This is a genomic window from Corynebacterium glyciniphilum AJ 3170 (genome assembly GCF_007673095.1).
Lineage (GTDB): Bacteria > Actinomycetota > Actinomycetes > Mycobacteriales > Mycobacteriaceae > Corynebacterium.
In genome coordinates this window covers 100003-126650 of record NZ_VDYZ01000004.1, presented here as the reverse complement: position 1 = coordinate 126650, position 26648 = coordinate 100003, and the positions used below count along the sequence as shown (strand labels likewise).

Here is a 26648-nt window from a genome sequence, read left to right as displayed (position 1 = left end):
TCTCCCCGTGCGGCCCGGTGGTGGTCGAGGACCCGCTCCCCTTACTGGGAGGAGAGCTTGCGGTACTCGAAGACCTGGTCGATGATGCCGTACTCCTTGGCACCCTCGGCCGTGAGGAACTTGTCGCGGTCAGTATCGGCACGGACCTGCTCCTCGGTACGGTCGGTGTGACGGGCCAGCGTCGTCTCCATAAGACGGCGCATACGCTCGATCTCGTCCGCCTGGATCTGGAGGTCCGAGACCTGACCCTGCGTACCTTGCGTGGCAGGCTGGTGGATGAGCACGCGGGAATTCGGCAGAGCAGCCCGCTTACCCTTCGTACCGGCGGCCAGCAGTACAGCCGCCGCAGAGGCAGCCTGGCCCAGGCAGACGGTGACGATGTCCGGACGGACGTACTGCATCGTGTCGTAGATCGCCATCAGGGCGGTGAATGAACCGCCCGGGGAGTTGATGTACATCGTGATGTCCCGGTCGGGGTCAAGCCCCTCAAGCACCAGGAGCTGGGCCATGATGTCATTGGCCGAAGCGTCGTCGACCTGGGTGCCCAGGAAGATGATGCGCTCCTCGAAGAGCTTGTTGTAGGGATTGGATTCCTTGGCGCCCCAGGAAGAATGCTCGACGAACGACGGGAGAATGTACCGCGAGGTGGGCATCTGGGCGCCCGAAACCTGGCCGGTGAGTTCGCTGGCGTGGGTGAAACCGTTCATGTTGCTGCTTTCCATCTCTACTTACTGCTCCTTCGCCGAGCTGATCACGTGGTCGACGAAGCCGTACTCGAGTGCCTGCTGGGCGGTGAACCAGCGGTCACGGTCGGAGTCCTTCTGGATCTGCTCCAGCGACTGGCCGGTGTGCTCGGCGATCAACTCCGCCATCTCACGCTTCGTCTGCGCGAACTGCTCCGCCTGAATGGCGATGTCAGCGGCGGTGCCACCGACACCCGCCGACGGCTGGTGCATCATAATGCGGGCGTGCGGCAACGCGTAACGCTTGCCCTTCGTGCCGGCCGACAGCAGGAACTGTCCCATCGAGGCGGCCAAGCCCATGCCGTAGGTGGCGACGTCGCACGGCGCGAACTGCATCGTGTCGAAAATCGCCATGCCGGCGGTGACCGACCCACCCGGCGAATTGATGTACAGCGAAATGTCCCTCTCGGGATCCTCCGCGCTGAGCAGCAGGATCTGTGCGCAGAGCTTGTTGGCGATCTCATCGTCGACCTGGGTCCCCAGGAAGATGATGCGCTCGCGCAACAGACGCTCGAACACCGAGTCGTTGAGGTTCATCCCCGCGGTAGAGGCCATCTGCGCCTGGCGCAGTGCCTGACCGGCAGACATGTCGTTAGTGCTCACTTATGCTCCTCGCTCAAGTTCACGTGTTGGACTGTGCACCAGACTAGTCAACCCGGTGTGCCCACGCCCCTCCCCGGGGCCATGTTCGCTGTCAGCGCACGGTGGCCGGTCTGACCGACGTCGCTCCGCGTCACTGATTCCGTCGACTCCCCGATGAGCTCCGGACCGGAGTGAACGAAAAACACCGCCGCAGCCCCGGAAAACTCCCGGAGCCGCGGCGGTGACGACCAGTCTGGGTCGGCCGGGCCTAGTTGTCGGCGTTGTCGGCCTTCTCCTCGTCGGACGCCTCAGCGGACTCGCCGGCCGCGTCGGCGTCACCCTCGGCGAGGTCGGCTTCCTCACCGAAGAAGTCCTTCGGGTCGATGGAGGTGCCCTTGTCGTCGTTCACGGTGACCTTGCAGATGTTGATGGCCAGAGCCTTGCCGCGGCGGACGTCGGCGAACAGGTTCGCGATCTGACCGGACTGCTGCAGCTGCATCACGAACTGGTTCGGGTCCATGCCGTAGCGCTGTGCGGTGAACAGGATGTGGTCGGTGAGCTCCTGCTGGGAGACCTCCGGCTTCTCGATGTCAGCCAGTGCATCCAGGAACAGCTGGGTGCGCACAGAGTCCTCGGCACCCTCGCGGGCATCCTCCTCGAACTTCTCGCGGGTGATGTCCTGGGCGGCGAGCATCTGCTCGAACACGGCCTCGTCGCCACCGAACTGACTGACGAGCTGCTGGATCTGACCGTCGACCTGCTCCTTGACGACAGACTCCGGCAGGGCGACCTCGGTCTTCTCGAGAGCGGCGGCCAGAACCTTGTCACGGATGTCGGCGGCCTGCTGGCCCTTGAGCTGCTCCTCGACCTGGGACTTCAGGGAGTCCTTCAGCTCGTCGAGGGTGTCGAACTCGGAGGCCAGCTGAGCGAAGTCGTCGTCCAGCTCGGGCAGCTCGCGCTCCTTGACGGACTTGACGGTCACCGTGGCCTGAGCCTCGCTGTCGGCGTGCTCACCGGCAACCAACGTGGTGGTGAACTCCTTGGACTCCCCCTCGGTCAGACCGGTGAGCGCCTCATCCAGACCCTCGACGAGGGAGGCGGTGCCGACCTCGTAGGACAGTCCCTCGGAGGACGCCTCGTCGACGGTCTCGCCGTCGACAGTGGCGGTGAGGTCGATGGAGACGAAGTCGCCGTCCTGGACAGCGCGCTCGACCGGCTTCAGGGTTCCGAAGCGGGCACGCAGGTTGGTCAGCTCGGACTCGACGGACTCCTCGTCGGCCTCGAGCGCGTCCACCTCGACGGAGAGGTCGGAGAAGTCCGGCACCTCGATCTCGGGGCGGACGTCCACCTCAGCGGTGAAGGTGACGTGGTCGTTGTCCTCGAGCTCGGCGATGTCGATCTCAGGCTGGCCGAGGGCCTTAACGTCGTTCTCTTCGACGGCCTGGCTGTAGCGGCTCGGCAGCATCTCGTTGAGAACTTCATTGAGGATCGATCCGCGACCCAGACGGGCCTCGAGGATCTTCGCCGGAACCTTGCCCTTGCGGAAGCCGGGCAGGCTGACCTGCTGGGCGAGGGACTTGTAGGCATTGTCGAACTCAGGCTTCAGTTCCTCGAAGGGAACCTCGACGGTGAGCTTGGCGCGGGTGGCGCTCAGCTGTTCAACGGAGCTCTTCACGGATGCACACTCCTGTGTGTTCTTGGTCTGTGTACTTGCGGCCGGCGGAGCCACGGGATTGTCCGTCCGCGTCACCTCCGGGTCTCACTACCCCACCTACTGCGGGTCCACCGGACGGTGAAACACAGGGCGGGCGAGGACGGCCGGAGGCTGCCACCGGTAATGGTCGCTGTCGATTTTATCGTGCTGCCGACGACGGTAGACACGGGGGTCGGCTCTCCGGGGACTTTATCTCTCGTCCCCGGGGCTGCCGCCTGGCCGAGCACCCTGTCTGACCGACATCCGGTCGATACCCGTCGGGATAGCGGGATTTGAACCCACGACCCCTCGCTCCCAAAGCGAGTGCGCTACCAAACTGCGCCATATCCCGGCAGCAGAACTGATGTCTCCAGAAGTTCTGCTGGCGACGATGTTACGGGGTGCCGTAAAACCACGGCAACAGCGGGGCCCGTAACCAGCCGTGGTGCGGCACGGGATGTGCGACAGACCGCGTCTCCTCGTCGCGATGGCGGTGTTCACCCGTTCACAAGTGGCACTAAGTGGCACTGCCTGCCGGTTTCCATGGTCCCGTATCGTGGTGTATCGTCGTTCTCGCACCAACGGGAGTGTCGTATAGTGGCTAATACCTCAGCCTTCCAAGCTGAAGACGCGGGTTCGATTCCCGTCACTCCCTCCACTATGTGACCTGCAGCGTTGTAGGTTTTCAGGCGGGACTTCGAGCGGCTTACGCCGCCAGAGGTCCCGCCTTTTCAGTGTATCCACTATCGCGGAGCCCGACTCCACCATGTGGTCCACTACCCCCGCCCCCGCTCTGGTCCCGGCCGAATTCCTCACGCCGATGAGGCGGACGACCCACCGCATGTCAGCCTGGAACCTGTGACTGAGGGTCTTCTACTCGACGAAGTGAATCGCCACTTCAACAGGTGAAGCGGTTCTCGTTCGAGTCTGATCAGTACGTGCTATCAACGTGCTGACCGCATTTATTGACCACAGCGGCCTGCAGAATACGGGTGCCCCGCCACCCGGTTTCACCCGTCGCACCCTGAATAACCCCAAGCGCGTCAGCCTGGGAGCCCCCATTGTCGAACGTATCGCAGACCGATGCGGACAGCTGCGCGAACTCCCCGTTCGACACCTCGATCCCCTCATCACGCATCATCTGCGCGTAGATCTCATCCATCATCCCTGCCCCGCTGGGCGCAGGGCGAGGTGAAGACGTCGGCTCAGGCTCGGGCTCGGGTTCCTCGGTCGGAGTCTCCGTCACCATGACAGTCCGCTCGACCGTGCGATCCACCGTCTGCGTCACCGTCGATGGCGCAGCAACCTCACTATCCGCAGACCCGCACGCTGACACTACGAATGACGCCACGAGCGCAGCCCCGACCACAGTCAGCTTCAACGTTCGAATCACTGCTTACCTCCCGGGTACCACAGTTCCCCGCCCACGGTCTCCTGATACATCTCTTTGAACTCCCCTTCGGTTGGACTGTGCTGCGGACAGAAGACATCCACAGTGGACTTGGGGAGCATGAAGTTCGGGAGTATTCCGTCTGGATCGAATAGCTCCTGCATCTGTTCCAACAGGGTCGTTTTGCCGCTGTCCATCCCCCAGCAGATGTTCCGTGCGTACCGGATGATGTCGTCTTCAGAAAGCTCGCCTCCCAGCTGGATATTAGAGAGCTGCCATTCAACCTCGCCCGCGGCCTCACGCTCGTCGTCCGTGTAGTCGCCATCAATCACCGGATCTTCGGCTATGCGACCTGGCCCGGCATCGTATTCAGTCCACGAACTAGATGACTCACTTGTGGTCGGCAAGGCCGAACGTGAGGACTTCGTCGTTACTTCGTCTGCTTCGGTATCTCCCCCGCAGGCAGTGAGCCCAAGTGTGGTGAGCATGGCGGTGGCGGCCGCGGTTAGTTTCTTGAACGTCATTAGCTAATCATATGTGACGGTCTCAGTGTCCACAGAATCCTGCCAGGAAGTGTGCTGAATCCTGACACCGATCCCTGCGCGTAACGCTCCCTGGTCTCGTCCGCCCAGTTCAAGACATTGTCTTGTTCCCCCACCACTTCACAGAAAAACCCTCGCATACTACGTCCGAGGACCCCATAGGCGAGCAGTGCTTCTGGCGTCCTCAGTTCGTGGCGACGCGTGGGAGCGTACCGGTTCCGGCGGAATGACGGCAGCCGCGCACCGGATCCGGTACGCCCCCACTGAGCGACCTGCCGGGGTTTACAGTCCCTTGAACCCGGAGGGGCGCGGCACGTTGCGCAGGTTCGACTTCGCCATCGTGAACATCTTGCCCACGCCGCCCTCCAGGACGGTACGGGTGGCTGCACGGGCGAATCCGGCGACCTGCTCCAGCGAGATCTCCGGCGGGATGGACAGGGCGTTCGGGTCCGTCACGACGTCGATCACCGCCGGGCCGTCATAGGCGAGCGCCTCCTTGAGGGTCGACTCGACGTCCTTCGGATCCTCGATGCGGAACGCCTTGATTCCGCAGGCTTCGGCGATGTCGGCGTAGTTGACCTTCGCGTGGTCGGTGCCGAAGTCGGGCATTCCGGCGACCAGCATCTCGAGCTTGACCATGCCCAGGGTGGAGTTGTTGTAGACCACTGCCTTCACCGGCACCTCGTGCAGCTTCATGGTGAGAAGCTCGCCCATCAGCATGCCGAGTCCGCCGTCACCGCACATGGCGATGACCTGGCGACGTCCCTCAACTGCCTCCGCCGCGCCGATCGCCTGCGGCAGCGCGTTGGCCATGGTGCCGTGACGGAAGGACGCCAGCAGGGTGCGGTCCGCCGTCGGGGTGATGTAGCGCGCGTGCCACACATTGCACATGCCCGTGTCAGCAGTGAAGACGGCGTCATCGTCCGCCAGGTCGTCGAGCACGTAGGACACGTACTCGGGGTGGATCGGTGTGTGGTGCTCGATGTTCTTCGTGTAGGCGTCGATGACGTGCCGCAGGTTCTTCTCCTGCACCTTCAGCATCGACTCAAGGAAGGAAGCGTCGGTCTTCTCATCGATCAGAGGCAGCAGGTCAGTGATCGTCGCTGCCACATCTCCGGTGACCGGGTAGCGCACCGTGGTGCGTCGTCCGATGTTGCCGCCCTTGATGTCGACCTGGGCGGTCTCGGTGTCGCGCGGAAGGAACTCCGTGTACGGGAAGTCCGTGCCGAGCAGGATCAACAGGTCAGCTTCGTCGAACGCTTCGGAACATGCACCGTAGCCGAGCAGGCCCGACATGCCGACGTCATACGGGTTGTCGTAGTGCAGGTACTCCTTGCCGCCGTAGGCGTGCCCGACCGGCGCCTTGACCTTCTCCGCCAGCGCGAAGACCTCGTCACGGGCGTCCTTACACCCTGCGCCACCGAAGATGGTGACCTTCCTGGACTTGTTGATCGCGTCAGCCAGCGCATCGAGCTCGCTCTGCGCGGGGTGCATGGCCGGACGCTCCGCGGCAATGGCGGAGTCGAGCTGCGGCGACTCCACTGCCTCGTCCCCGGCGATATCGCCGGGGACGACCAGGACGGACACGCCGTTGCCGGCCATCGTCGACTGGATGGCATGGTGCAGGATCGTCGCACCCTGGGTCGCGGAGTTCACCATCTCGCAGTACCCGGAGCACTCGGCGAACAAGGATTCGGGGTGCGTCTCCTGGAAGTAGTGGGAGCCGATGAACTGGGACGGGATGTGGCTGGCGATCGCCAGCACCTTCGCACCGTTGCGGTGGGCATCGTAGAGCCCCTGGACGAGGTGCGTGTTTCCTGGGCCACAGGAACCGGCACAGACAGCGAGGTTTCCGGTGACCTGCGATTCCGCACCTGCCGCGAAGGCCGCAGCCTCCTCGTTGCGGACATGGAACCACTCGATACTGCTGCGTTTCACCGCATTGACCACAGGATTCAGGCTGTCGCCGACGAGGCCGAAGATCCGCCGCACGCCCTGCTTCTCCAGGGCCGCGACAAGTTGTTCCGCATAATTACGCGCCATGTGGACTGCTCCTGAGTGAGAGGGATTATCGGTTAAGTACCCCTCCGACACTATGCCGATGGCGCATTCGCTGCATGGAGAGCTTGATCACCTCACGATGCGCACGATGCAGCTACTTGAAAGATAAATATAGTTTTGGCTTTTTATTACCCCCGTGCGAACCTCCCCTTTCGTTACCATAGTGGCACCATCTGCGGTTTTCCTCCGTTCTTCAGCTCCGCCAGAAGCGAAAACTACTGAAAGAGCAAAAGAAACGTACCGTAAGTTTCCATGAAGCCCACGATCATCGACGCGGACAGTGGCCGCGAACTGTGGACCGCCGCAGAATGTGCCGACTATGCCGGAACGTCCCGAGGAACGTTCACCAGCTACGCGGGCCGAAACCGGGCCCCTAAGCCTGCCGCCAAACACCACGGCCTGACTCTCTGGATCGCCGAGGAAGTGAAGGACTGGAACGCCACCCGGAACCGTCGTCCTCAGGAGGAATGACCCCGCTTCCTGAGAGGAAACGGGCTTCTACTGCGCTTCGGGGATCTCCGGGGTCTGGCCGGTCTGCTCGTAGGTGTCGAGAATCTCGATCCGGCGCTGGTGGCGGTCGACACCCGACCACGGTTCCGCAATGAACGCGTCGACGATGTCGAGGATCTCCGACTCGGAGTGCATCCGGCCGCCGATGCCGATCAACTGGGCGTTGTTGTGCTCGCGGGCCAGCTTGGCGGTCTCCACGGACCAGGCGAGGGCACAGCGGGCGCCGACGACCTTGTTTGCGGCGATTTGCTCGCCGTTCCCCGAACCTCCGAGCACGATGCCGAGGGATCCTTTGTCGTCGACGGTCTTGCGGGCGGCTTCGATACAGAAGGCGGGGTAGTCGTCCTCAGGGTCGAAGGTGTGGGCGCCACAGTCGACGACGGTGTGCCCCTTCTCCTTGAGGTGGTCCGCGATGACATTCTTCATCTCGAATCCGGCATGGTCAGCACCGAGGTAGATACGCATGCGCTCGAGTTTATCCGACGCCGGAGGCTGACAGTTGATAGTGGCTAAGTTTTCGCCCCCGAATGCAGCTGTGGGGCCGGCGTCCTGATGGACGCCGGCCCCACAGCCAACCCGCCGGAAAGGTACCGGTTCTAGCCTAGAGAACCGAGAGCCTCCTGTAGATCTTCTTCCAGCCCCAGTGACCCAATCACTGAGCCGACGAGACTGCCGCCGACCTCAGCGGCCGAATCGTTGCCCGCGAGAGACCCTTCGGTGCTCAGCATGGAGAAGTCGCCACCCAGGACGCCACCGATGATCTTGCCGAACTCGATCAGCTGCTCGATGAGACCGAAATCCATGGCTTACCCCTCAGCCCCGCCGCCAGCGGAAGAATCGGAAAGCGAGCCGGTGACGGACTCGATGGAGCCGGTCAGGTCCCATTCGCTGCTGCCGTCGAAGATGCCCTCCAGCGAGCCTTCTGTACTCAGCACGGTCAGATCGCCCTTGAGCAGGCCGACACCGATCTCGAGCAGGTCGCCGAGAATTTCGGTGATGCCGGTGATTCCTTCAAGTGAACCCATGGTCTACATACCCCTTGTACGTGTGTGGTGATCAGGAAGAGGAGAGAGGTTCGGCGCCAGGTGACACCAGTGCATCATCTGACCTGCCGATACAAGGGATAGTATCCCGTGGGAACACTGCCGGGTGGACAATGTTGAATCCCGCTCACCCCCGGGGGTATGCGACCGGGCGAAGACCGGTAATGCCGGGTCAGGCCACCTATTCGGCGCTCGGGTCCTCGGTCCGGCTCTTCTTCAGCTCGAAAAAATGCTGCCCCACGCTCTACCTGCAATAACCCCATCGTGGCAGGTCAGGGCATGTACGACACATACGGCACATCCAGCATATTCGGGGTCTACGGCACCGCGTGGCGGCACATTGGCGGCACAAGCCCGTCCGGCACCGTCCGATTTGGCAATGCAGTCCCGGTACTGTATAGTAGTTCTTGTGAGGGGGTGAGAGACCCTCACACCGAGTCCCGGACAACGGGTTCGGGACAACTCAACAGTGGATCGGAGGTTGCATGACCGATTGGATTGCAATCCTCATAGCGGCCCTAGCCGGACTCCCCGGCTGGATCGCCCTCTACAGAGACCGCCCCCAGCGGCCCAGAGGGAAGCACCGCAAATGAGAAAACCCCGGCCCCGGCTAATGCTAGTAGCCGGGCCCGGGGCCCTCCGACCCACAAGCCTACCGAAGGAGAACACCATGAGCACCATCGCTCGATACCTCGGCCTCGCTATCGTCGCGGCCCTCATCCTCGCCGGAGGTCCGTCCGTGTGGGTCATCGTCGCTCTCGTCGTCGCTCTCGGGCTGAACGTCGTCCCCGACGTCCTGCTCCGCCGGAATCGCCAGAAGGACGTCCAGGCGTGAACGTCACCATCACCGACAACGACAGCGGGCGGGAACTGTGGACCACCGGGCAGTGCTGCGAGCACACCGGCGTGGGACGCAAGACGTGGTCCGCCTATGTCGCCCGCGAGCAAGCCCCCTCCCCCGTCGGGCACCTCGACCGCATGAGCCTGTGGGACGCCGAGACCGTCCGCACATGGCACGCTGCACGCCCCGGACGCCCCGTTACCCCCGGGGGGCCAGCGAGAGATTAGGTGTCTTGTAGTACCTTCTTTCTGCTCCGGTATGGTGCTCCCATGGATAACGAGCGCCCCGAGAGCACCTTCGATTCAATGATCCTTCGATTCGCCGGCGAAGATGGCGAAGGCCGTGACCTCCACGAGCTTCACGCTTCGCACGTGTCAGATGTCCTCCAGGGATTGGTGGAACTTACAAAGGACTTCGACGAACAAGGTGTTTTTCACGACCCCGACGTTGTGGGGGAGTCTATGGTCTACGTCAAACCTGCGGAAGAGGGCTCGTTCCTGATCGAGGTCTTTCGCGTGTTGTCAGATGGGCTCGATGCGTATGGCCAGGCTGTCGCGGTCGGAGGTGCGCCGACGCTGGCGACAATTTTCGCCTGGTCTACGAGGTCTGCCCGGGCAGATGTAGCAGATTTTGATGAACTCCCTAACGGGAACATTAAGATCAAATGGCAGGACAATACAGCTCAGGAAGTCACCCCTGAGGTATGGAAAGCACTCAATAAGAACCCTCGGCGCAGGAAAAAGCAGCTCCGGAAGATCATGAAGCCACTCGATGACGATCGAGTCACGAGCCTTGAAGTCACTGATCCGACGACACCGGGGGCTGATGATGACCGCGACGCGCCAACGGTGGTAGCGACATTGGGTAAGGAAGACTATGCTGCTGTCTACCCTTCCGATGAGATCGAAGAGTTCGAAGACTTTTTCGAGGGAGAAGCCCAGATGTCCGCGATCGACTTCGACAACCCAGAGAAGTGGAAGGTCAAGACCCGCGGGCAGACGCGCCAGGCGACGGTAGAGGATGAAGACTTCCTCAAGAGCGTCACCAAGGGGCTCGCAATCAGCAGAGATGACATCTTCTGGGTTCGCATCAGAGAGGATAGAATCAAGAAGAACGGACGGAACCGTACCTATTGGACGGTCCTCAGCGTCGAGTGGCATAGGAGGAACCGAGGTGACGACGACTCCACGACGGGATCCACGACGGAAGCTTGATGTCGTCAACCTAGCTCTACTCCTGATCGGGGTTGTCTTCGGGGCCTTGTCCTACTGGTTGATAACGACGAACGGGGAGAATCCCCTGATTCTTGTACCGTCCGTGGTCGCCGCGACCATTGGCGCAGGGCATCTGTGGAAGTACGAGGCGCCCCGTTGCTAGTGCATTGCCCAGTCTTCAACTAGGAAAAGCCCCCACCGGCACACGTCCGGTGGGGGCTTTCGGGGAGCTGCACGCGGGGGCTGCGGCGCTCGACCCTGCGGCGGGTCTAGGGGCCCCGCCACAGAATCACGCTACAGGTCGTGGCGGATCTCGGCGGGAATATCGCCAGACGAGTCCGGGTGCCGCTGCAGCAGCGTGCGGATGAACTGAAGTGCGGCACGGTAGCGGCTCTCCAGGGAGGACACCCGCTTGTCGAGACGCTCGATCTTGGCATCACGCTCAGCGAGTCGCTTGTCAGTCCAGGACTGCATCTGACTGACGAGCTGCTGCCAGTGCTCGGCTGTCGACGGCTGTGAGGATTCCGCCCCGTCCTGGTCATCATCGTCGCCCTTGCCGTGCTTCGCGACAATCAGGCCGATGACGCCGGTGATCAGGACGGGCAGGACATACCGGATCACGTCGGAGGCCAGATCTATCATTCGCGGACCTCCCTTATCTCCAACTCGAGCTTGGATCCCCGCCACAGTGACCAGCCGACGGCGGCGCCGAACAGCCAGTACCAGGATGCGGTGAGCCAGAGTCCAGCGCCGAGCAGCGATGCGCCCCACCCGGCGTGCAACCCCAGCGCGGCGGCGTACGCCCACCGGTGGGCACGAGTACCGGGACGGGTCGCGGCGATGAAGCACAGGCCCGCCAGGGTCAGCCAGATCAGCGCCCACAGGTCCATGCCGAGGAAATTCTCGGCGGGGTGGTCGGTCGGCTCGGAGTCCCAGAAAGCCACGCCGCGCAGCAGGCTGCCGATGCCGAGCAGGACCAGGCCGGTGCCGTCGGTCATCATCGCCGCCCGCAGCCGCTCCGCCGGGGCACGTAGCCGCTTCGGCAGATGGTCGATGGGCATACCGATCACGCCCCCGGGTAGCGACCCGGGCCCGCCGGGTCAGGCTCGGGCTCCGGGTCGTCGGCCTGGATGTCGTGCTTGCCGTAGGGCTCGGAGTAGACAGCCCTGATCCCCTCGGACACCCTGCTGCGGACGGAGTCGGGCAACTCGTCGAGCTTGGCGGCGAGGATGTCGCCGACCTGGTTGGCCGACGAGCGGGCTTCGGCGCGGACCTGTGCGAGCATCTTCTCTGCCTCGGCGCGGGCCTCGGCCAGCGCCTCGGTGCGGGCTTCCTCGCGGGCCTTGGACCGCTCGGCGTCGAGCTTCTGTTTCGGCACGTCAACGTTGCGGTAGGCCTTGACTCCGAACAGTCCGATCAGCGGTCCGCCGACCTGGAGGATCTTCTCGACGGTGTCATCGATGGCGACCGGGTCGATCAGGCCGAACAGGGACAGGACGACGGCGGCGACGACGACACCGGCGTACAAGGCTTTGCGCCGCCAGTCGTCATTATCCCAGTTGACGAGTTTCTTGTTGGTGTCACTCATGACTGTGTCCCTTCTGCGATGATGGAACGGAGCTTGTCCTCGTTGCACACGGCCAGCAGCTCCGGAATGGTGCAGCCGCCGGTCTCGCGCAGCTTCCTCTTGCCCTGCCCGATCAGCCAGTCGATATCCCAACCGGCGCAGGTGTGCTTACCGTCCTTCGTCCCTGGTCCGACGTCCTGCTCATAGGCCAGGCGTGCGAATTCTTCGGCCACGGGGTCCTCCTCGGTTGTCGTGGTGCTGATGGGGGCACGACGCATCGCGTCGTACCAGTACTGCGCCCGCTCCATCCACTTGCGGTGGTACTTCCCACCGTCGGCGAGGTGGAACGGGCAGCTGGTCGCGCCGGTCTCGAGATGGTCGCGGATATTCCGGCCGAAAACCGGTCGACCCAGCCCGTGCTTGAGGCACAGTGCAGCGGCGAGGTGCGCGCCCTCCTCGATCGTGGCGTCGCTAATAGGCCAGTCCAGGTTCGCGCCCCCGCTGTTGGCGTGCTCGACACCGATGCTCTCCTGATTCCGGACGGTGTCGGCGGCGTGCCAGGCGGTATCGGAGTCCCAGACGAGCTGACCGACCATGCCGAACCGGTCGACCTGGTAGTGCGCGCTCGCCTGCCGCTGCTGCCACACGTCCCAGATCTGGTCGATCGACAGGATGCCGGCATTGTGGTGCCGCACGATGTACTTGATCTTCTTGCCGCCCCGACCCGGTGTGTAGTGCTTGTTCATGAGCTTGGTGACCCATGCCTCGCACTTGGACCAGGAGCGCATCACGTTGGGCTTGGAGTCTCCGGCGGGTACCGGTGCCGATGGGGCTCCGCTGTCGCCGGGTGTGGACGACCAGTCGCGGTGGTAGACGGTGTTGACGTCGATGTCGATGCCGTCGGGGCCTGCCACGTTGTGGGTGCCCTGGTACAGCACGGCGTAGTCCGAGCCGGTCTCACCGTCGGACCATGATTTGGTGACCCAGCCGAGCACGCGGCCCGGCTCGATCGTGGCGACGACGCCGTCCTCCATCGCCCAGTGCACGACCTTGCTGTGGCCGTAGATGCCGACCCGGTCGCGGCCCAGGACCTCGACCGCGGCGCGGAAGTACTTGACCGCGGTGCCGTTCCACTGAGTCAGGTTGATGTCGAAGTCGACGGCGAAAAACACCGGGGCGTCGGGCATGCCGATCTCGTCGAGCCTCTTCTGTGCTGCCTGGGCGTCGGCTTTGCCGCCTGCAGCGCCGCGCATGGCGTCGGGGTTGTCGGCTCCGCCGTACTGCCACACCGTGGCGATGCGCAGCCCCTCGGCGCGGTACTCGTCGACCTTGGCCTTGGTGAGTGGCTTGGCCTTCATCCAGTTCTCACGCGGAGGACTGATATAGGACACCACACCGATGTGACCAGCGGCCTTGATCGCCTTGCCGGAGGGGAATCCGGCGCTGAAATCAATGACTGTTGCCATCGCTGTCACCCCTTTCAGGGCATGAGAAAACCCCCGGTGGGTTACCGGGGGTTGGTTGGGTTGGGGGTCAGTGGGCGACGAAGCGCCACCAGACACGGCCTCTGCCTCCTCGTTTACCGCTAGCGAAGGGGATTCCGCCGTTTCCGGGGCCTCCGCCGGCACCGGGTGCCTCTCCGAGGTTGTTGGTTGTGCCGGGGCCTCCGCCGGCGAATGATCTCCCGAATGCGCTGTAGGTTCCCGCGGCCTTGCCGGCCGTGTTCGCGTTTCGTCGGGTTCCTCCAGCACCACCAGGTGCGTTGAGGATCTCGTCCTCGGAGGGGTAGGCAGTGACGCTTGAGGCGCCCCCGGCACCACCTGGGGAGCTGTTGCCGCCTTCTCCTCCTCCGCCGGCGTAGATGCTGAACTCATCGCCGGCGGTAACGGGGATGGAGGTGTGGGTCCATGTTCCTGCGTCGCCGCCCTCGCCGGTGTTGGCGATGCTGCCTGCAGCCCCTCCGCCTCCGCCGCCGATGGCGACGATCTGGAGCGTGTCTGCCCAGGCGGGGGCGTGGGTGACCGTTCTGTTGTCTTCTGCCTCCCATGTCCCGGCGCGGGCGATGATGGGGATGTCGTGTTTCTCGGCGAGGGTGACGATGCGGTTGGCGACGGTGTCGGGGTCTGCGCCGTGGTGCCACCACATTTCGCGGACGTTCATCTGCGACCAGGACGCCTCGCCGTAGTTGGTGCCCAGCTTCAGTGAGCGCATCCAGGGGCCCATGTTGGGGTCCGGTGACTGCACTGGCACCTGCTGGCCTTGCAGGCTGTTGAGGTGGATACGGGAGTGACCTGACGGCAGGAAGCTGATCGCGATGACCACCGGCTCGGTCAGCAGGTCACCACCGATCGGTGTGCCTGGGCTCAAGGCTGACCCGGATGCTGCTTTCAGTGTTCCGGCGTCGCGGTCGTACCACGCCCAGGTGTAGCCGTTGTCCACCCCGGAGCGGGACCACAGTGGCTGGGAGGTGGTGCCGCCCCCGCCGGCGAGTTGGCTGACGACGACGTAGACGGTGAGGGGCAGGGCTTGGACTCCGCCCCAGTCGTCGGTCTGCATCTTGCGGTTACCGCCGTCGAAGCGCAGGGAGCGGATACCGGCGGTGCCGAAGATCTCGAGGGTGGGCCGGTAGTCGCCGCTGGCGGCCATGCGGGTGCCCGACTGCAGGACGTCGTCCGGGGTGAAGCTCGCCAGGCGGGTGTGGTTGTCGAGGTGGTCCCACTGGGCAGCGTCGAAGCCGTAGATGGCCTCGTCCTCGTGGGCATCGAGGCCCCACCATTCGGCGATCACCTGCGCGAGGATCGAGTTTCCGCGCTCGTTGAGGTGTACCCGGTCACTGGCGAATACTTCGGCGTCGCCGCGGGCCTCGTCGAACAGGGCCCCAGCATCCAGGAACTCCGCTCGGGTGGTGTCTTCGGCGACTTCCCGCAGTACCCGGCCGTAATCCGCCCAGGTGTTTTCCACTGCATGATCGTCGACGTCCTCCCGGCGCGGTGCGTGGATGAACAGCTGCCGAGTGTCGCCGCTGATGGCGTTGCGCAGGACGTTGTTGGTCACGGCGACCAGGTCGTCGCGGTAGCCATCGAGGGAGCGTTGCAGGCTGTAGTCGTTGCTGCCCACCATGTGCACCACGATGTGAGGCTGGAAGCTCTCGACCAGCGCCTGCCTATCGGGACCGTAGAAGTGGAAGCCGTCGGTGACTGCCCGGTAGGAGCCGCTCGTTCGCTTGACCATCGGCGCGGCCTCGACCCCGGGCAGGTGCGACGCGAGATAGCCGGTGAGCTGGTACACCAGACCCTCCGACCACGCCACGCCGTGGCCCTGGATCGTCGACGAGCCGACAAACAGAATCCGCAGCGGTTCGGTCCTCGCGCGGTCCCACTGCCAGTCCATGCGGGATCGTGCACCAGCCGACCAGACCAGGTCGGACCCGTGGTAGATTTCGCGGATCTTCTCCGACCCGGCGTAGACCTCCCGGATGGCGTGCCCGTCAATGATGATGCCCATGTCACTCCCTCACCAGGTAGATCGTGCCGTCGTCCGGGTCCGCTGGGTGCTCGTCGACCACGGCGATGGTCGGGATGGAGTCCTCGACGGTCTGGACCCGGTCCTCGACCCAGCCCCGTGTAGTGGCGTGCACATCATCGGTCGGTTCCCCTACCTGCAGGGTGCCGCCGGTACCCCGATACGCCAGCGTCGAGGGGTTCGGCGCTGACGAGTACGACAGCATCGTCTGATTCCCACCCGAGTTCGTGCCATACACCCGGGTGCCCATCGACGCTTTCGACAGCTTGTCGTCCAGGGCGTCCTGCAGACCATCGACCTCGGAGATGCTATGTCCGTGGCCTTTGTCGGACTTCTCCGCGATGCTGCGGATCAGACCACCGGCGGCGTCCTCTGCATCACCGATCCACGCCGCGATCTCCTCGAGGGTGTCGTACGCCTCCGGAGCATCGCCCTTGATCCGGTCGACCTCCACCCGGGCGGCCTCCCCGGCGCGATCGGCTTCACGCTTCGCCCGGTCGGCATCGGCGGTGACGTCGCCGGCGAGACCGTCGAGATGTCCGTTGACGGCGTCGATGATCCGCTTTGTGTCGGTGGACAGAGCCTCGTACCAGCCGTGGACCTCGTCGCGGATCTCGCTGGTGTTCGTGCGGATGGACTCGGCGTCGTCGACGAGGCCCTTGACCTGGCGGACGTATGCCTCGGCCTGCTCGATGGCCTCTGTTGCGCGGCGCTGTAGTCCCTCGACGCTTTCAGCGGCTCGGTTGACGAGGTCCAGGGCCTCGGCGACCTCGCGGGCCTGCCGTCGGACTGTAGCTCGGATCGATTCGAGGCCGGAGAGGTCGTCGTCGGGGTATCCCTTGGCGGAAATCAGCGTGGAGAGCTCGACGGGGCCCTCGGTGGCGTCGAAGAGTAGCGGGTTGAGGGGGACCTCGATGCCCTCGTAGGCGACGTTGAAGCGGGCGCGCCACCACAGTTCGACTTCGCCGATCTGGACGGGCAGGGGTTGGCCCTCGCGGCCCTGGAGGTCGGTGAGGATGCCGTCGGCCACCAGTGCGGTGACAGGCTGCGCAGCGACCAGGCGGAGCGGCTCGTCGTCTCCGCCGGTGGGCGCGGCGACGACTCCCTCGGGCCAGACCGGGGTGAATGTCACGGTGCCGGTGAGGGGTACCTCGTCGAGGTGGGCGTCGTCGTCTGCGTGGGAGTCCTCGACGAGGAGTGTCCATCGCCCGGTGATCATTTCGTGGCGGATGCTCATAGCTACCTCATTTCCGGAGATTGGTCTGGGAGAAGCCGCTGTCTCCGCCGTCGATGCGGTACATCGTCATTTTCATCTCGCCCTCGGTCCAGGACTCGCTGCCCATGACAATGGGGACGACGAGCTCCCCGGGCTGGTTGGCGACGATCACGTCGTGGAAGTTCCCGTAGGCGATGTTGGACCTGTTCACTTGGGAGTCTCCGGCATACTTCGGTTGGGAGGATGTGGTGACCTGGAAGTATCCCGACCGGGTGGCTGGGACGCACCGGAAGTTTACGGTGAGCTGCCAGACCCCGGCGTCGGTGATGCGCAGGCCCCAGCGGTCCCGGCTGTCTTTCTCCGCGGTGACCCCGATACCGGGAAAGGACTCCCTATTGCCGGTGATGCCGACGATCTCATTGGCACTGCCGGTCATATAGGACTTTGTCGGCAGATCGCTCTGATTCGGGTCGTGGTAGATATTCCCGTAGCCGAGCATGCCGCCGATCGCCCCGAGGTCGTCCCGGACGGTGACCTGCTCGCCGTAGTCGACCATCGACTCCTCGAAAATATTGGCGTCGAAGCTCTGTCGCTGCGGGGCACGGAAGAAGGTCATCAGCCGGACATCCTCTCCAGCTTCACCTGCAGGTTGGAGCGCCCCGATGACGCGACCCGCCAGCCAGTACCCAGACCCGCGCTCTTCACGGCCACGACGTGGAGCTCCACCTCGGTGCCTGCCTCGACGACCCCGGCGCGTAGCCCGGTGGATTCGGGTGTGACGGGGATGTCGTGGAAGGCGTCGAAGCGTTGGTGGACCCAGCCGGTAGCTTCCATGGATCCCCAGGCGCAGCCGACGACGGTGCCGTTGTCGGGGTCGTCGGCGAGGATCTGGACGTCGATGGTCTGTCCGATGATGGAGGAGATTTCGACGCCGCCGGAGAAGTCCAGGCGGTAGCGGAAGGGCTGGGCGGGGATGGTGACGGTGGTGATGTGGTGGCGGGAGGCGGAGATGCCGGCGGACCAGTCGCCGAAGGCTGACGGGGGCACGCTGTAGAGCTGGGGACCGAGGTAGCCGTCGCGCCAGACCATTTTGCCGGACTCGCCGTCGTGGACGAGGATCTGTCCGTCGGTGGGGCCGCCGTCGATGTCGGGGCTGGTGTAGATGCCACCGGGCGGGCCTTGGTCGCCGGGGTCGCCCTTGGGGAGTTTCGGCAGGTCGAGGCCGATGGTGTAGGAGCCGTCGGCGCCGCGGATGCGGACGCCGAGGGTGTCGTCGAGTTCGCCGTAGCCCTCGATGGTGACGGTGCCGGGCCACAGTTCGGGTGGCGGGCCCTGCTCACCCTCGGCGCCGAACGCGTTCTCGTAGACGATGAACGTGCTTCCGTTCCAGACGTACATGTCGTTGTTGTCGGTGTTGCGGAAGGCCCAGTTGCGGTGCCGGTGGTCAAGGGCTTCGCGCAGTGAGGCGAGCTGTGCGCTGGTGCGGTCGCCCTGGTGGACGACGGGCTCGCCGGGGTCGCCCTTCTCGCCCTGGAATGCGGGCAGTGCGAGGCGTGCACCGCCTGCGGATCCGTCCTGGCGGCGGCGGACGTGCAGGTAGGTCTCGGTCATCGGTGGCTGTGAGGGGTCAGCCTTGATGCCGAAGATGTCGAGGTCGGCGTTGATCCGCTCGATGAATTCCTCACTGATCGACTGGCGTTTCGCTGCCATTCTCGGCCACCTTTCTGCGTAGATCGTTCCAGGCGCGGTCTGCGGACTCGCCCAAGACGGTGAGTCCGGTCGGTATGTGGGTGAGCTTGATGACGGTGCCGTCGCCGATGGTCTCGGCGCGGACGTCGCCGACCTCGGGGTCGGCGGTGACCTCTCCGAGGGGCTGCCAGGTGCCGTCCTTGCGGATCTCGCCGTGCTGCCATCGCACGATCGACTCGGCGAGCAGTCGGGCGATCTCCGGGGGCATGTCCGCGGTCGTGTCGTTCGGCAGCGGTGCGGCGGTGAGGAAGCGGGCCAGCGAGTCGACCTGGTCCGTCAGTTCTGGAGGGCGAGTCTGTTGATCCATCCGGTGGCCTTTCTGATCTTCTTGAGTGCGTACAGGCCGGGCTCGGACTCCTCCGGGCTGGCGACGGTGAGCGTGACGGTCGTGGCCCCGCGACCACCGGACGCGGAGACACCGGTGAGGGTGTCGACGCCGATGGAGCTGTCCTCGCGCTCGACGGCCACGGGCATGCCGAGGACCAGGTGCTTGCCGAGGAAGTAGGGCTGTCCGTTGGCGACCTGGATTTCGTGGGAGACCCAGCCGCGGGTCTCGTGCAGCGTCGATTTCGCCGCCTCACCTGCCTGCAGCGACAGTGCGGTGGTCTGTGAGCCTGCGAAGCGCTCGCGTAGTCGCCAGTCGCCGGCCTCGCGGGCGAGGTTCAGGTTTTCGACCGAGTGGTAGGCGAACAGGCGGTTCTGTGCGAGCTCCTCGAGGAATCCAATGCGCAGACCGGGCAGGCCGACCGCGGCGCCGATGGCGGAGACACCGGCACCGACGGTCGTGGCGACCAGGCCGTTGAGCCAGCCGGGGCTCTTGCCGCCGACGGTGGCTCGGGTGGCCTGCGGTAGGTGGGTGACCTCGTCGGCCTGCGTGGCCGGCGACCACTCCCCTGACCGGTACAGCGGGATCCGAAGCTGTTGGCGGTCCTCCAGGCGGTCCATGATGCCTGTGGGCTCCAGCAGCGGGTAGGTGATCCAGCTGAACGCATCGTCGGCGATCTGGATAGCCTCGCGGATCAGCCCGTCGACGAACGTGCCCGTGAAATTGATGTCCCGGGCGCTGGGGACCATGTCGACGATGATGCGGGGCTCGGTCAGGGTCATCCACTCCGGGAACGGCTGGACATCACCGGGTAACCACAGGTCGCAGCGCACCGACATTCCCTGCGCCTCGGCGATCTCCACCGCGGCGTCCCAGGCTGTCTCCATGCACCACTCGGCCATGATCCACCCCGAGGTATCGAACAGACCGACCCTGCGGGGGTTGATCATGATCGGGTGCAGCGCATTGCGGACCAGGTCCCACGAACCGGGGTCGAACGGATTGCGAATCGGGATGGACCAGGTGTTGGCCTGCAGGCGCACCAGGTTCAGTGTCAGTGCCGTTTTCCAGGCGGTAGATGCCGGTCCGATGGCTCGCCAGGCCCCGGAGATCTGCACCTCCGGTGGCATCAGCGGATTGGCCCACAGGTGGACGGCGGAGAGGTAGGCGGTGAGGGTGGAGCCGGTGACCTCGAACCACGTGCGCTTGCCGATCCTCACGCGGCGGTAGCTGGTGAGGACGAATGCGGGGCGGTACCCGCCGGGCCAGTCGAAGGTGACCAGCCGGGCGAGGTAGCGGTCCAGGCCCTCGAAGTACTCGGTCCAGTTGTCGTCAGCGGGCAGCTTGAAGCTGCACGACCCGTGCTCGAGGTCCTTCTCGTCGAAGGCCCAGTCGATCGCGTTGGTGCATGGCGACCAGAGTTTGAGCCGCCCCTTGCCGGTCCAGAACTGGATGTGCGGCTCGGGGGCGGTGAAGCGATCGCGCTCGGAGTTGTCAGAGGACAGCAGATCGTGCAGTGATTCGGTGAGATTCACAGCAGCCCCTCCATGTGGATGCGGGTGTGCGCCAGGACCGAGGTGTCTCGGCTGCCGTCGGTGACGCGGACGCCGACGCGGGTCATCTCCCCTGCCGGGATCGGTCGGGAGAGATAGCCCTCGACGTCGGGCCAGCGATTGGTCGACGTGCCGTCGGCGGCGATGGACCGCAGCACCGAGCGGGCCGGGTCGGTCTGGAGCAGTGCGCGCTCGCCGGCATCGAGTGCCGGCAGGAGGATCTTCTCCCCAAGCATCGACAGAGTCACCTGCCCGGGGCCGTGGACGACGAATGTCGGCCATGCCGGCCACTCGTCACCCCCAGTGACCCACAAGTTCCCCTTGCCCTGGTCGCCGGAGTTTCGCCACTGTGACGTAACCGGCGCGGTCTCCGCCCTGGGGTCCTCGGCGATCAGGACAAGGTCCAGATGCATCGTGGACGTCAGGTACGGCGATTTCGACAGCCCCGGCTTCATGGAGCGACGATGGCACCGCAGCCACCGCCACCCCGTCACCGGAGTGTTCACCGCCAGCCACCCGGCGCGACCGAGGGGGAACATGCGCTTGAGGTCCTCGCGGATTGCCTGCATGTCTGCCGGGGTCTTGCCGAGGATGGTGATCGGGAGGTCGACCTCACCGTGGCCGTGCTCCCATCCGGCGATGGTTTCGCCGATCTGGGTGATGGCGGCTTCGAAGGTGGGTGAGGATTCGAGGCCGCCGACGCCGTCCAGGCCCTCGTCGAGGGAGACGCCCTCGCGGCGTTGGTCGGCTCCGCCGGCGAGGTGGAGCTGTCGTCCGTCGGGGGCGATCCAGACGAGGACTGCCGGGCGGTTGATGCCGAGCATCCGGGTACCTCCTTGGTGCTTAGAAGCGGAACGCGGCGAGTGCGCGGCGTGCCTCGCGGGCGGTTTCGCGGGCGATCTCGTCGGGGTCCATGGTCTGGACGTTCTCCATGACGATGTTGACGACCATGTCGCGGTCGAGGGTGACTCGGTCGTTGTCGGGTGAGACCTCGCTGGCGGACGCCTGGCTGGCGCTGTCTGCGGGGACTTCTCCGACGAGGGAGTCGTTGACTGCGGCGACTCCGGCGGCGGGGTTTGCCATGAAGTCGTCGGCGGGTCCGTCGCCGGGGACGTCGGGCCCGTCGTCGTGGTCGTCCTCGTCTGCGTCGACCTCACTGTCGTCGGCTCCGGGGGCCTCCCAGGAGATGTCGAGCAGTGAAGGGTCGGCCATCCAGGTTCCGGAGAGTCCGAAGAAGTCGAGCAGTTCGTCTTCGATGCTGCCGCGGATGGCGGCGACGTCGTTGACGAGCTGCTCGGCGTGCTCCTCGCCGAGGATGCTGGAGAGTTCGCCGTATCCCCAGTCGCGGCCCTGGAATGCCATGGTGATCTCGCGTGCCATGGTTCCCCAGGATTCAGCGGACGGTGCGACGGCGAGGGCGAAGTCGAGGTTCGCCTTGACGTCGCGCCACTGCTGGGCGTTAAGCACTGCTTCGTCCTGGCCGGTTCCGTTCGCTGCGAGTGTGAGTCCGGGCGGTAGGATTCCGCCTTCCTCGTACCAGTGCGGGTCCCGGGACTGCCAGAGGTTCCATGCCTTGCTTGGCACGCCGTAGTCCGGTCGCTGCTGGATGTAGGAGATACCAGCAGCGATCTGCTCCTTGGGGTCAGACGTCTTGGTGAAGCCGTAATCGCCCCAGGTGGAGTCGAGGAACTGCGGGATGCCGTAGGCGGTGGATGTGGGGTTCTGGGCATTGTGGTCCCAGCCGGACTCGTGTGTCCACAGCTGGTCCAGTGCGTCCCATTCCGGTCCCGTCCAGCCAACCTGCTCGGCGAGTTGCTTTCCCATCTCACGGTTCGTTCCTGCGACCCCGGACAGATCCAGATTCGAACCCCCGCTGGGGCCGGAGGCGAACGGGACCTTATCCATGACCCAGTCGAAGACAGCGTCCTTGGTGGAATCGAACATGCCGCGGGGGATCTCGGCGAACTTGGTGTCGCCGAATCCGGACATCGCTGCATCGATGGCCCCACTGATCGGGCTGGTGAGAGAGTCCCAGATGTCTTTTGCCTTGTTGTACATCCAGTTCCCACCACCGCCTCCCCCACCGCCGGGTCCGTCTTGGGAGACGATCTCGCCGGTGTAGGGGTCGGGCATGGACGCCATCGCCCAGTGGACGTGGTCGGAGTGTCCGCCGATCGCAGACGTCGGGGCCCCGTTCTTGAGGTTGGGGCCCGGGTCCCAGAAGAGCTCGGCGGAATCCGGGTACTCGCTGGCGATCCAGTTTGCCAGTCCCTGGTCAGGGGCGAAGTCGACGGCCCTGCCGGCCATGTGGTTGTCGTAGCCGGAGCCGACATCCACGTACCGCGTCGCACTGGTGACGATCTGGTTCGGGAATGCCTGCGCGACCGCGGAGATCATGGCCCGCTGGATGTCAGTGGTGACGTCCACGCCCGGGTTCATCTGCAGCGTGCCGCCATCAGCGAAGCTGCCGAGGTCCTCCCGCACGGGGCTACCTCCGCCGATCACTCCGCCAGTGGCGAAGGAGCCGAGCTCCTCGCGCACAGCCGACGCACCACGAGTGCGGCCGACCTCGTTGAGATGGTCCCAGTTCGACCGGCCGATGCCGTCGACGACGTGCTGGTGGGCGATGCCCTCCTGACCAGCCAGGCTGATTCCGTAGCGACCGTCGGTCGAGACGAAGTCCACGTTGTCTCGCCCCACAGAGCGGGCACCGGGAACGATGCTGCTGGTACCTGTGTGGTAGTCACCGAGCCAGTCAGGCTCGTACGGATCGACAGTGTCGAGCAGGGGCACGAAGTCCGCGATCTTATTCCAAGCGGCAAGGATGCCATCGTTCCAGATTCGCTGGATGACGAATTTTACCGGGGCTGCTGCGGCGGCCTTGAGCCCGTCCCAGACGGTGCCGATGCCGTCGACTGCGGTCTCGAACACGCCCTTCAGGACGTCGAGCCCGGAACCAATGGAATCGAACACGGGCTGGATGACGTGGTCCTTCACCCACCGGATTCCTGCACCCATGTCGTCCCAGCGGTTCTGGATCCAACCGAGCACCGGTTGAATGATGGTGTTATTCAGCCAGGACAGGGCATTTCCGAGGGCATCCCAGGTGGGCTTGATGATGGTGTCGTAGACCCAGCGGATACCGTTTGATAGCGCTTCCCACCCGGTGCGGATCCACCCGAATACTGGCGACAGGACGTTTTCCCAGAGCCACATGGCTGCGGTCTGCAGCGCGTTCCAGGCGACGAGGATGACGTTTTCGTAGTACCACTGGATGCCGGTAGACAGCAGCTCCCACCCGGTACGGATCCAGCCGAAGACGGGCTGGAGGACGGACTCCCACATCCACTGTGCGGCGGTCTGTAGGGCGTCCCAGGCGGGTTTGATCAGGGTGTTCCAGCCCCACTCGACCGCCGAGGACAGGAGGTTCCAGGCGACCATCAGGGGTGCCAGCACGGCTGTTCCGACGATGGCGAAGAGAACCTGGCCTGCGGTCATAAAGGCGTCGAGCACGGGCTTGATGACGGAGGTCCAGGCGGTCTGAATGGCTTCCCAGAGGAAGTCCCAGCCGATCTTGATGCCGTCCCAGACGGACGAGACGGTCTCTCCGAGCCAGGAGAAGACGGGGCCGAATACGCCGGTCAGCCACTCCCAGGCGCCGGAGAGGACGTCCATGAATCCCTGCCAGATTTCCTGGCCGAGTTCGGTCTGGGTGAAAAACCAGGTTAGGCCGGAGATGACGCCGATGATGGCTGTGGCGATCAGGCCGAAGATGTTGGCCTTCATCGCGGTGTTCATGCCCTTGATGCCCTTGGTAGACAGGGCTGTGGCGGTGGCGAAGGCTTTCTGTCCCAGTGTGACCGCTGCGACTGCTCCTCGCCAGGTGACGAAGGCTGCTGCTGCCGCGCCGACGCCGACGGCGAGTCCGGTGACCAGGCCCTGGTTGTCCTGGATCCAGCCCATGAATTCCTCGAGCTTCTGTGCGCCGGTCTCGATGGCCGGGATCAGCGCGTCGACGAGCTGGGAGGCGATGGGCTGTAGGGCGGTGGCCCCCTTCTGCTTGAGCAGCTGGAAGCTTTCGCCCATGGTGCGGGTCTCCTCGGAGACCCCGAGGATGGTGTCCTCGGTGGCTCCTGTGGCTGCCATGAAGTCGTCGACGGAGAGGGTGCCGGTCTTGACTGCGTCGACGAATTGGGCGGCCCCGCGGGTGCCGAACAGGTCGGCTGCGAGGTTCATCGCGCCTGCTTCGTCGCCGGAGGCTATGAAGTCGTCGATGCTGGTGATGGTCTCCTGCAGTGCTTCGGGGGCGTCCCGCCCCTCGTCGGCGAATTCGGCCATGGCGCGGGAGAGCCGCTGCAGGGTGCCGTCGGCGTCGAGTCCGGCCTTGTCCATCTGCCCGACCAGGGCAGCGGAGTCCTGCATGGTGAAGCCGAAGCCGCGCAGCTGCGGGCCTGCCTTGGCTGCGGAGTTGGCGAGCTCGGTGACGGTGAGACCGGTGGCCTGGGAGACCTGGAACAGCTCGTCGAGGGCTGCGGGCATGTCGGCAGCTTCGATTCCGAATCCGTTCATGGCCTTGGAGATCGCGCCGATGTCGGCATCGATTCCGAGGTTCGACAGGGCGACCATCTGCCCGGTCATGGTCTCCAGTGGCTCGTCGGTCAGGCCGAGCCGGGTGTTGAGGTCTGCGAGGGTCTCGGAGATTTGGGACATGCCGCCGTCCATGGCGGGGACGGTGTCCATGACCGACAGTGCAGACTCTTTGAGCCCCTCGAATGCCTCGCCGCTGGCGCCGGTTCCGACGCGGATGGTGCGGAAGGCATCGTCGAATTCGACGCCCATGGCGACCAGGGCACCACCTGCGGCTGCTGCGAGTCCGCCGACGGCGAGAGCTGACTTGTCGAGAGTCTTGCCGAATTCCTTTGCCGAGGCGTCGGCTTTCTCCATCGACTCGGATGACTCGTCGACAGCCTCGGTGAGGTCCTCCTGCACGGCCTTCTGGCTGAGCGAGGCGGACTCCACCCCTTCGGTGGCGGTCTGCAGTTCACCCTTTTTCTTGGACAGGGTGTTCTCAGCGTCGACGACGCCCCTGGCAGCGGTCTCGGACTGCTTGCGCGCGGTCTCGACCTGGCGCTCTGCGGTCGCGGCTTCCTTGGAGTCCTCGCCGTAGGTCTCGCGCACGGTGGAGAGGTTGTCCTCGGCTGCCTGCAGGGAGGATGCTCGGGCCTCGGCTTTCTCGCGTGCCTCGTTGACCCGCAGCTCGGTGACCCGCACCTCGCCCGCGGCTTTCTCGACCTTGTTGCGGGCGTCGACGACACGGTCCTCGGCAGAGATAAGTTTGCGGGAGGATGCCTCGCCACCGTCACGGACGGTGGCGAGCTCCTCCTCTGCCCGGTTGAGCCGTGTGCCGGCGGTCTCGGCGCGGCGCTTCTTGTCGGCGAGGTCCTCCTCGGCCTTGGCGATCTTCGCCGCCGAGGCGTCACCCCGATCCCGCAGTCGCTGCAGCTCCAGCTCGGCGGTCCGCACAGCACCGGAGGCGTTGGCCTCGGCCTTGCGAGCGTCACCGACGGTCTTGGACGCACGGGATACCAGGGCCTGCTGGCGCTTGAGCCCGTCGGCCATCGCCTTACCGGACGACTCGCCGGCCTTGCCGAATTCGTCGGTGGCGACCTTGCCGCCGCGCTGGGAGGCAGAGCGTGCCTCTCCCTCGATCTTCTGCGTGAATCCCTTGAGGGACGGCAGGATCGGGACCCAGACTGACGACATGGTGGCCTCCTATTCGTCGAGACCGAGCAGGTACTCGATCGCTTCGTCCTGGCGCTCCTCGGAGACCCCGCCCAGCGTCTGGGAGTTCGGGTTCTCGGGCTTGCGCCAGGGGAATTTCGGCTGCTCGTCCCACGGCATGACGGCCTTTTTGTTGCCGCCGAGTCGGGCGAGGTTCACGTTGGTGCGCAGGGCAGCGCCGTAGAGCTGCCACAGCAGCGAGTCGCTCTGCGACCAGGGGCGGTCATCAGAGGCGTGCCACCGGGACGGTGCATTCTCCGGAAGGTACGTCACCAGTACGCGCAGCTTGCGAAGGGTGATCTCGCCGCGCCAGTAG

At 64.8% G+C, this 26648-nt stretch carries 26 protein-coding genes and 2 tRNA genes; 5 read left to right on the top strand and 23 right to left on the bottom strand.

Annotation, left to right across the window (positions count from 1 at the left end):
• Positions 1-41: 41 nt before the first annotated feature.
• The 4 genes from FS507_RS05400 to FS507_RS05385 form a co-directional block, all read right to left on the bottom strand.
• Positions 42-707 carry an ATP-dependent Clp protease proteolytic subunit gene (locus FS507_RS05400; RefSeq protein ID WP_145941841.1) on the bottom strand — a complete coding sequence of 222 codons (666 nt, stop codon included), beginning with the start codon at positions 705-707 and terminating at the stop codon, positions 42-44.
• 21 nt (positions 708-728) lie between these two features.
• Positions 729-1331, bottom strand: coding sequence for an ATP-dependent Clp protease proteolytic subunit (locus tag FS507_RS05395; RefSeq protein WP_145941840.1), 603 nt, complete (start codon positions 1329-1331; stop codon positions 729-731).
• A gap of 262 nt (positions 1332-1593) precedes the next feature.
• Positions 1594-3000 (bottom strand): trigger factor, encoded by a 1407-nt coding sequence (tig, locus tag FS507_RS05390; protein WP_145941775.1) that lies wholly within the window; start codon positions 2998-3000, stop codon positions 1594-1596.
• 296 nt (positions 3001-3296) lie between these two features.
• Positions 3297-3370 (bottom strand) — tRNA-Pro (locus tag FS507_RS05385).
• Positions 3371-3601: 231 nt separating this feature from the next.
• Between FS507_RS05385 and FS507_RS05380 the strand changes: the two genes are divergently transcribed.
• Positions 3602-3676 (top strand) — tRNA-Gly (locus FS507_RS05380).
• Positions 3677-3949: 273 nt separating this feature from the next.
• Here the strand turns inward: FS507_RS05380 and FS507_RS18430 are convergent.
• The 3 genes from FS507_RS18430 to FS507_RS05365 form a co-directional block, all read right to left on the bottom strand.
• On the bottom strand, positions 3950-4411 hold the full coding sequence (locus FS507_RS18430; protein ID WP_260853169.1) for a hypothetical protein: 462 nt from the start codon (positions 4409-4411) through the stop codon (positions 3950-3952).
• The gene (locus FS507_RS05370) at positions 4408-4932 is read right to left on the bottom strand and encodes a hypothetical protein (RefSeq protein WP_145941774.1); all 525 of its coding nucleotides are present in this window, start codon (positions 4930-4932) and stop codon (positions 4408-4410) included. Before FS507_RS05370 ends, FS507_RS18430 begins: the two co-directional genes overlap by 4 nt.
• A gap of 300 nt (positions 4933-5232) precedes the next feature.
• The gene (locus FS507_RS05365) at positions 5233-6993 is read right to left on the bottom strand and encodes a pyruvate dehydrogenase (protein ID WP_145941773.1); all 1761 of its coding nucleotides are present in this window, start codon (positions 6991-6993) and stop codon (positions 5233-5235) included.
• A gap of 270 nt (positions 6994-7263) precedes the next feature.
• On the opposite strand from FS507_RS05365, the gene FS507_RS05360 reads away from it, so the two are divergent.
• A complete protein-coding gene (locus FS507_RS05360) occupies positions 7264-7482 on the top strand; it encodes a hypothetical protein (RefSeq protein WP_145941772.1) in 219 nt (72 codons plus the stop codon).
• A gap of 27 nt (positions 7483-7509) precedes the next feature.
• On the opposite strand, the gene FS507_RS05355 is transcribed toward FS507_RS05360, so the two are convergent.
• The 3 genes from FS507_RS05355 to FS507_RS05345 all read right to left on the bottom strand — a co-directional run bounded on the left by FS507_RS05355 (position 7510) and on the right by FS507_RS05345 (position 8546).
• Positions 7510-7986 (bottom strand): ribose-5-phosphate isomerase, encoded by a 477-nt coding sequence (locus FS507_RS05355; protein WP_075815870.1) that lies wholly within the window; start codon positions 7984-7986, stop codon positions 7510-7512.
• 131 nt (positions 7987-8117) lie between these two features.
• Positions 8118-8324: a hypothetical protein gene (locus tag FS507_RS05350; protein WP_145941771.1), complete on the bottom strand. Its 207-nt coding sequence runs from the start codon at positions 8322-8324 to the stop codon at positions 8118-8120.
• A 3-nt stretch (positions 8325-8327) separates the two neighbouring features.
• Positions 8328-8546, bottom strand: a complete 219-nt coding sequence (locus tag FS507_RS05345) for a hypothetical protein (protein WP_145941770.1) — start codon at positions 8544-8546, stop codon at positions 8328-8330.
• 688 nt (positions 8547-9234) lie between these two features.
• On the opposite strand from FS507_RS05345, the gene FS507_RS17555 reads away from it, so the two are divergent.
• Genes FS507_RS17555 through FS507_RS05335 form a run of 3 tightly spaced genes read left to right on the top strand, consistent with a single transcriptional unit; the run spans position 9235 to position 10619 of the window.
• Entirely contained in the window at positions 9235-9399 is a 165-nt protein-coding gene (locus tag FS507_RS17555) for a hypothetical protein (protein WP_186314565.1), read from the top strand.
• Positions 9396-9632, top strand: coding sequence for a helix-turn-helix transcriptional regulator (locus FS507_RS05340; RefSeq protein ID WP_145941769.1), 237 nt, complete (start codon positions 9396-9398; stop codon positions 9630-9632). Before FS507_RS17555 ends, FS507_RS05340 begins: the two co-directional genes overlap by 4 nt.
• A 42-nt stretch (positions 9633-9674) precedes the next feature.
• Complete coding sequence (locus tag FS507_RS05335; RefSeq protein WP_145941768.1) at positions 9675-10619, top strand: hypothetical protein; 945 nt, start codon at positions 9675-9677, stop codon at positions 10617-10619.
• A gap of 294 nt (positions 10620-10913) precedes the next feature.
• On the opposite strand, the gene FS507_RS05325 is transcribed toward FS507_RS05335, so the two are convergent.
• The 13 genes from FS507_RS05325 to FS507_RS05265 all read right to left on the bottom strand — a co-directional run bounded on the left by FS507_RS05325 (position 10914) and on the right by FS507_RS05265 (position 26605).
• Positions 10914-11261: a hypothetical protein gene (locus FS507_RS05325; RefSeq protein WP_145941766.1), complete on the bottom strand. Its 348-nt coding sequence runs from the start codon at positions 11259-11261 to the stop codon at positions 10914-10916.
• Positions 11258-11680: a hypothetical protein gene (locus tag FS507_RS05320; protein ID WP_186314564.1), complete on the bottom strand. Its 423-nt coding sequence runs from the start codon at positions 11678-11680 to the stop codon at positions 11258-11260. The genes FS507_RS05325 and FS507_RS05320 overlap by 4 nt, the downstream gene beginning before the upstream one ends.
• A gap of 5 nt (positions 11681-11685) precedes the next feature.
• Positions 11686-12207, bottom strand: coding sequence for a hypothetical protein (locus FS507_RS05315; RefSeq protein WP_145941764.1), 522 nt, complete (start codon positions 12205-12207; stop codon positions 11686-11688).
• Entirely contained in the window at positions 12204-13652 is a 1449-nt protein-coding gene (locus FS507_RS05310; RefSeq protein ID WP_145941763.1) for a glycoside hydrolase domain-containing protein, read from the bottom strand. Before FS507_RS05310 ends, FS507_RS05315 begins: the two co-directional genes overlap by 4 nt.
• A gap of 67 nt (positions 13653-13719) precedes the next feature.
• Positions 13720-15690, bottom strand: a complete 1971-nt coding sequence (locus tag FS507_RS05305; RefSeq protein WP_145941762.1) for an SGNH/GDSL hydrolase family protein — start codon at positions 15688-15690, stop codon at positions 13720-13722.
• A 1-nt stretch (position 15691) separates the two neighbouring features.
• Positions 15692-16945, bottom strand: coding sequence for a methyl-accepting chemotaxis protein (locus FS507_RS05300; protein ID WP_145941761.1), 1254 nt, complete (start codon positions 16943-16945; stop codon positions 15692-15694).
• 7 nt (positions 16946-16952) lie between these two features.
• Positions 16953-17540 carry a hypothetical protein gene (locus FS507_RS05295; protein ID WP_145941760.1) on the bottom strand — a complete coding sequence of 196 codons (588 nt, stop codon included), beginning with the start codon at positions 17538-17540 and terminating at the stop codon, positions 16953-16955.
• On the bottom strand, positions 17540-18634 hold the full coding sequence (locus FS507_RS05290) for a hypothetical protein (RefSeq protein WP_145941759.1): 1095 nt from the start codon (positions 18632-18634) through the stop codon (positions 17540-17542). The genes FS507_RS05295 and FS507_RS05290 overlap by 1 nt, the downstream gene beginning before the upstream one ends.
• Positions 18606-18980 carry a hypothetical protein gene (locus tag FS507_RS05285; RefSeq protein WP_145941758.1) on the bottom strand — a complete coding sequence of 125 codons (375 nt, stop codon included), beginning with the start codon at positions 18978-18980 and terminating at the stop codon, positions 18606-18608. The genes FS507_RS05290 and FS507_RS05285 overlap by 29 nt, the downstream gene beginning before the upstream one ends.
• On the bottom strand, positions 18950-20533 hold the full coding sequence (locus FS507_RS05280; protein WP_145941757.1) for a hypothetical protein: 1584 nt from the start codon (positions 20531-20533) through the stop codon (positions 18950-18952). Before FS507_RS05280 ends, FS507_RS05285 begins: the two co-directional genes overlap by 31 nt.
• A complete protein-coding gene (locus FS507_RS05275) occupies positions 20530-21375 on the bottom strand; it encodes a hypothetical protein (RefSeq protein ID WP_145941756.1) in 846 nt (281 codons plus the stop codon). Before FS507_RS05275 ends, FS507_RS05280 begins: the two co-directional genes overlap by 4 nt.
• A 19-nt stretch (positions 21376-21394) precedes the next feature.
• The gene (locus FS507_RS05270) at positions 21395-26314 is read right to left on the bottom strand and encodes a phage tail tape measure protein (protein ID WP_145941755.1); all 4920 of its coding nucleotides are present in this window, start codon (positions 26312-26314) and stop codon (positions 21395-21397) included.
• 9 nt (positions 26315-26323) lie between these two features.
• On the bottom strand, positions 26324-26605 hold the full coding sequence (locus tag FS507_RS05265) for a hypothetical protein (RefSeq protein WP_145941754.1): 282 nt from the start codon (positions 26603-26605) through the stop codon (positions 26324-26326).
• Between the last annotated feature and the right edge of the window lie 43 nt (positions 26606-26648).

Bases quoted from the DNA above. Each gene is read 5' to 3' on its own strand.
- FS507_RS05400 (WP_145941841.1), bottom strand. From the start codon at position 707: ATGAACGGTTTCACCCACGCCAGCGAACTCACCGGCCAGGTTTCGGGC.
- FS507_RS05395 (WP_145941840.1), bottom strand. From the start codon at position 1,331: ATGTCTGCCGGTCAGGCACTGCGCCAGGCGCAGATGGCCTCTACCGCG.
- FS507_RS05370 (WP_145941774.1), bottom strand. From the start codon at position 4,932: ATGACGTTCAAGAAACTAACCGCGGCCGCCACCGCCATGCTCACCACA.
- FS507_RS05365 (WP_145941773.1), bottom strand. From the start codon at position 6,993: ATGGCGCGTAATTATGCGGAACAACTTGTCGCGGCCCTGGAGAAGCAG.
- FS507_RS05360 (WP_145941772.1), top strand. From the start codon at position 7,264: ATGAAGCCCACGATCATCGACGCGGACAGTGGCCGCGAACTGTGGACC.
- FS507_RS05355 (WP_075815870.1), bottom strand. From the start codon at position 7,986: ATGCGTATCTACCTCGGTGCTGACCATGCCGGATTCGAGATGAAGAAT.
- FS507_RS05350 (WP_145941771.1), bottom strand. From the start codon at position 8,324: ATGGATTTCGGTCTCATCGAGCAGCTGATCGAGTTCGGCAAGATCATC.
- FS507_RS05345 (WP_145941770.1), bottom strand. From the start codon at position 8,546: ATGGGTTCACTTGAAGGAATCACCGGCATCACCGAAATTCTCGGCGAC.
- FS507_RS17555 (WP_186314565.1), top strand. From the start codon at position 9,235: ATGAGCACCATCGCTCGATACCTCGGCCTCGCTATCGTCGCGGCCCTC.
- FS507_RS05335 (WP_145941768.1), top strand. From the start codon at position 9,675: ATGGATAACGAGCGCCCCGAGAGCACCTTCGATTCAATGATCCTTCGA.
- FS507_RS05325 (WP_145941766.1), bottom strand. From the start codon at position 11,261: ATGATAGATCTGGCCTCCGACGTGATCCGGTATGTCCTGCCCGTCCTG.
- FS507_RS05320 (WP_186314564.1), bottom strand. From the start codon at position 11,680: ATGCCCATCGACCATCTGCCGAAGCGGCTACGTGCCCCGGCGGAGCGG.
- FS507_RS05315 (WP_145941764.1), bottom strand. From the start codon at position 12,207: ATGAGTGACACCAACAAGAAACTCGTCAACTGGGATAATGACGACTGG.
- FS507_RS05310 (WP_145941763.1), bottom strand. From the start codon at position 13,652: ATGGCAACAGTCATTGATTTCAGCGCCGGATTCCCCTCCGGCAAGGCG.
- FS507_RS05305 (WP_145941762.1), bottom strand. From the start codon at position 15,690: ATGGGCATCATCATTGACGGGCACGCCATCCGGGAGGTCTACGCCGGG.
- FS507_RS05300 (WP_145941761.1), bottom strand. From the start codon at position 16,945: ATGAGCATCCGCCACGAAATGATCACCGGGCGATGGACACTCCTCGTC.
- FS507_RS05295 (WP_145941760.1), bottom strand. From the start codon at position 17,540: ATGACCTTCTTCCGTGCCCCGCAGCGACAGAGCTTCGACGCCAATATT.
- FS507_RS05290 (WP_145941759.1), bottom strand. From the start codon at position 18,634: ATGGCAGCGAAACGCCAGTCGATCAGTGAGGAATTCATCGAGCGGATC.
- FS507_RS05285 (WP_145941758.1), bottom strand. From the start codon at position 18,980: ATGGATCAACAGACTCGCCCTCCAGAACTGACGGACCAGGTCGACTCG.
- FS507_RS05275 (WP_145941756.1), bottom strand. From the start codon at position 21,375: ATGCTCGGCATCAACCGCCCGGCAGTCCTCGTCTGGATCGCCCCCGAC.
- FS507_RS05270 (WP_145941755.1), bottom strand. From the start codon at position 26,314: ATGTCGTCAGTCTGGGTCCCGATCCTGCCGTCCCTCAAGGGATTCACG.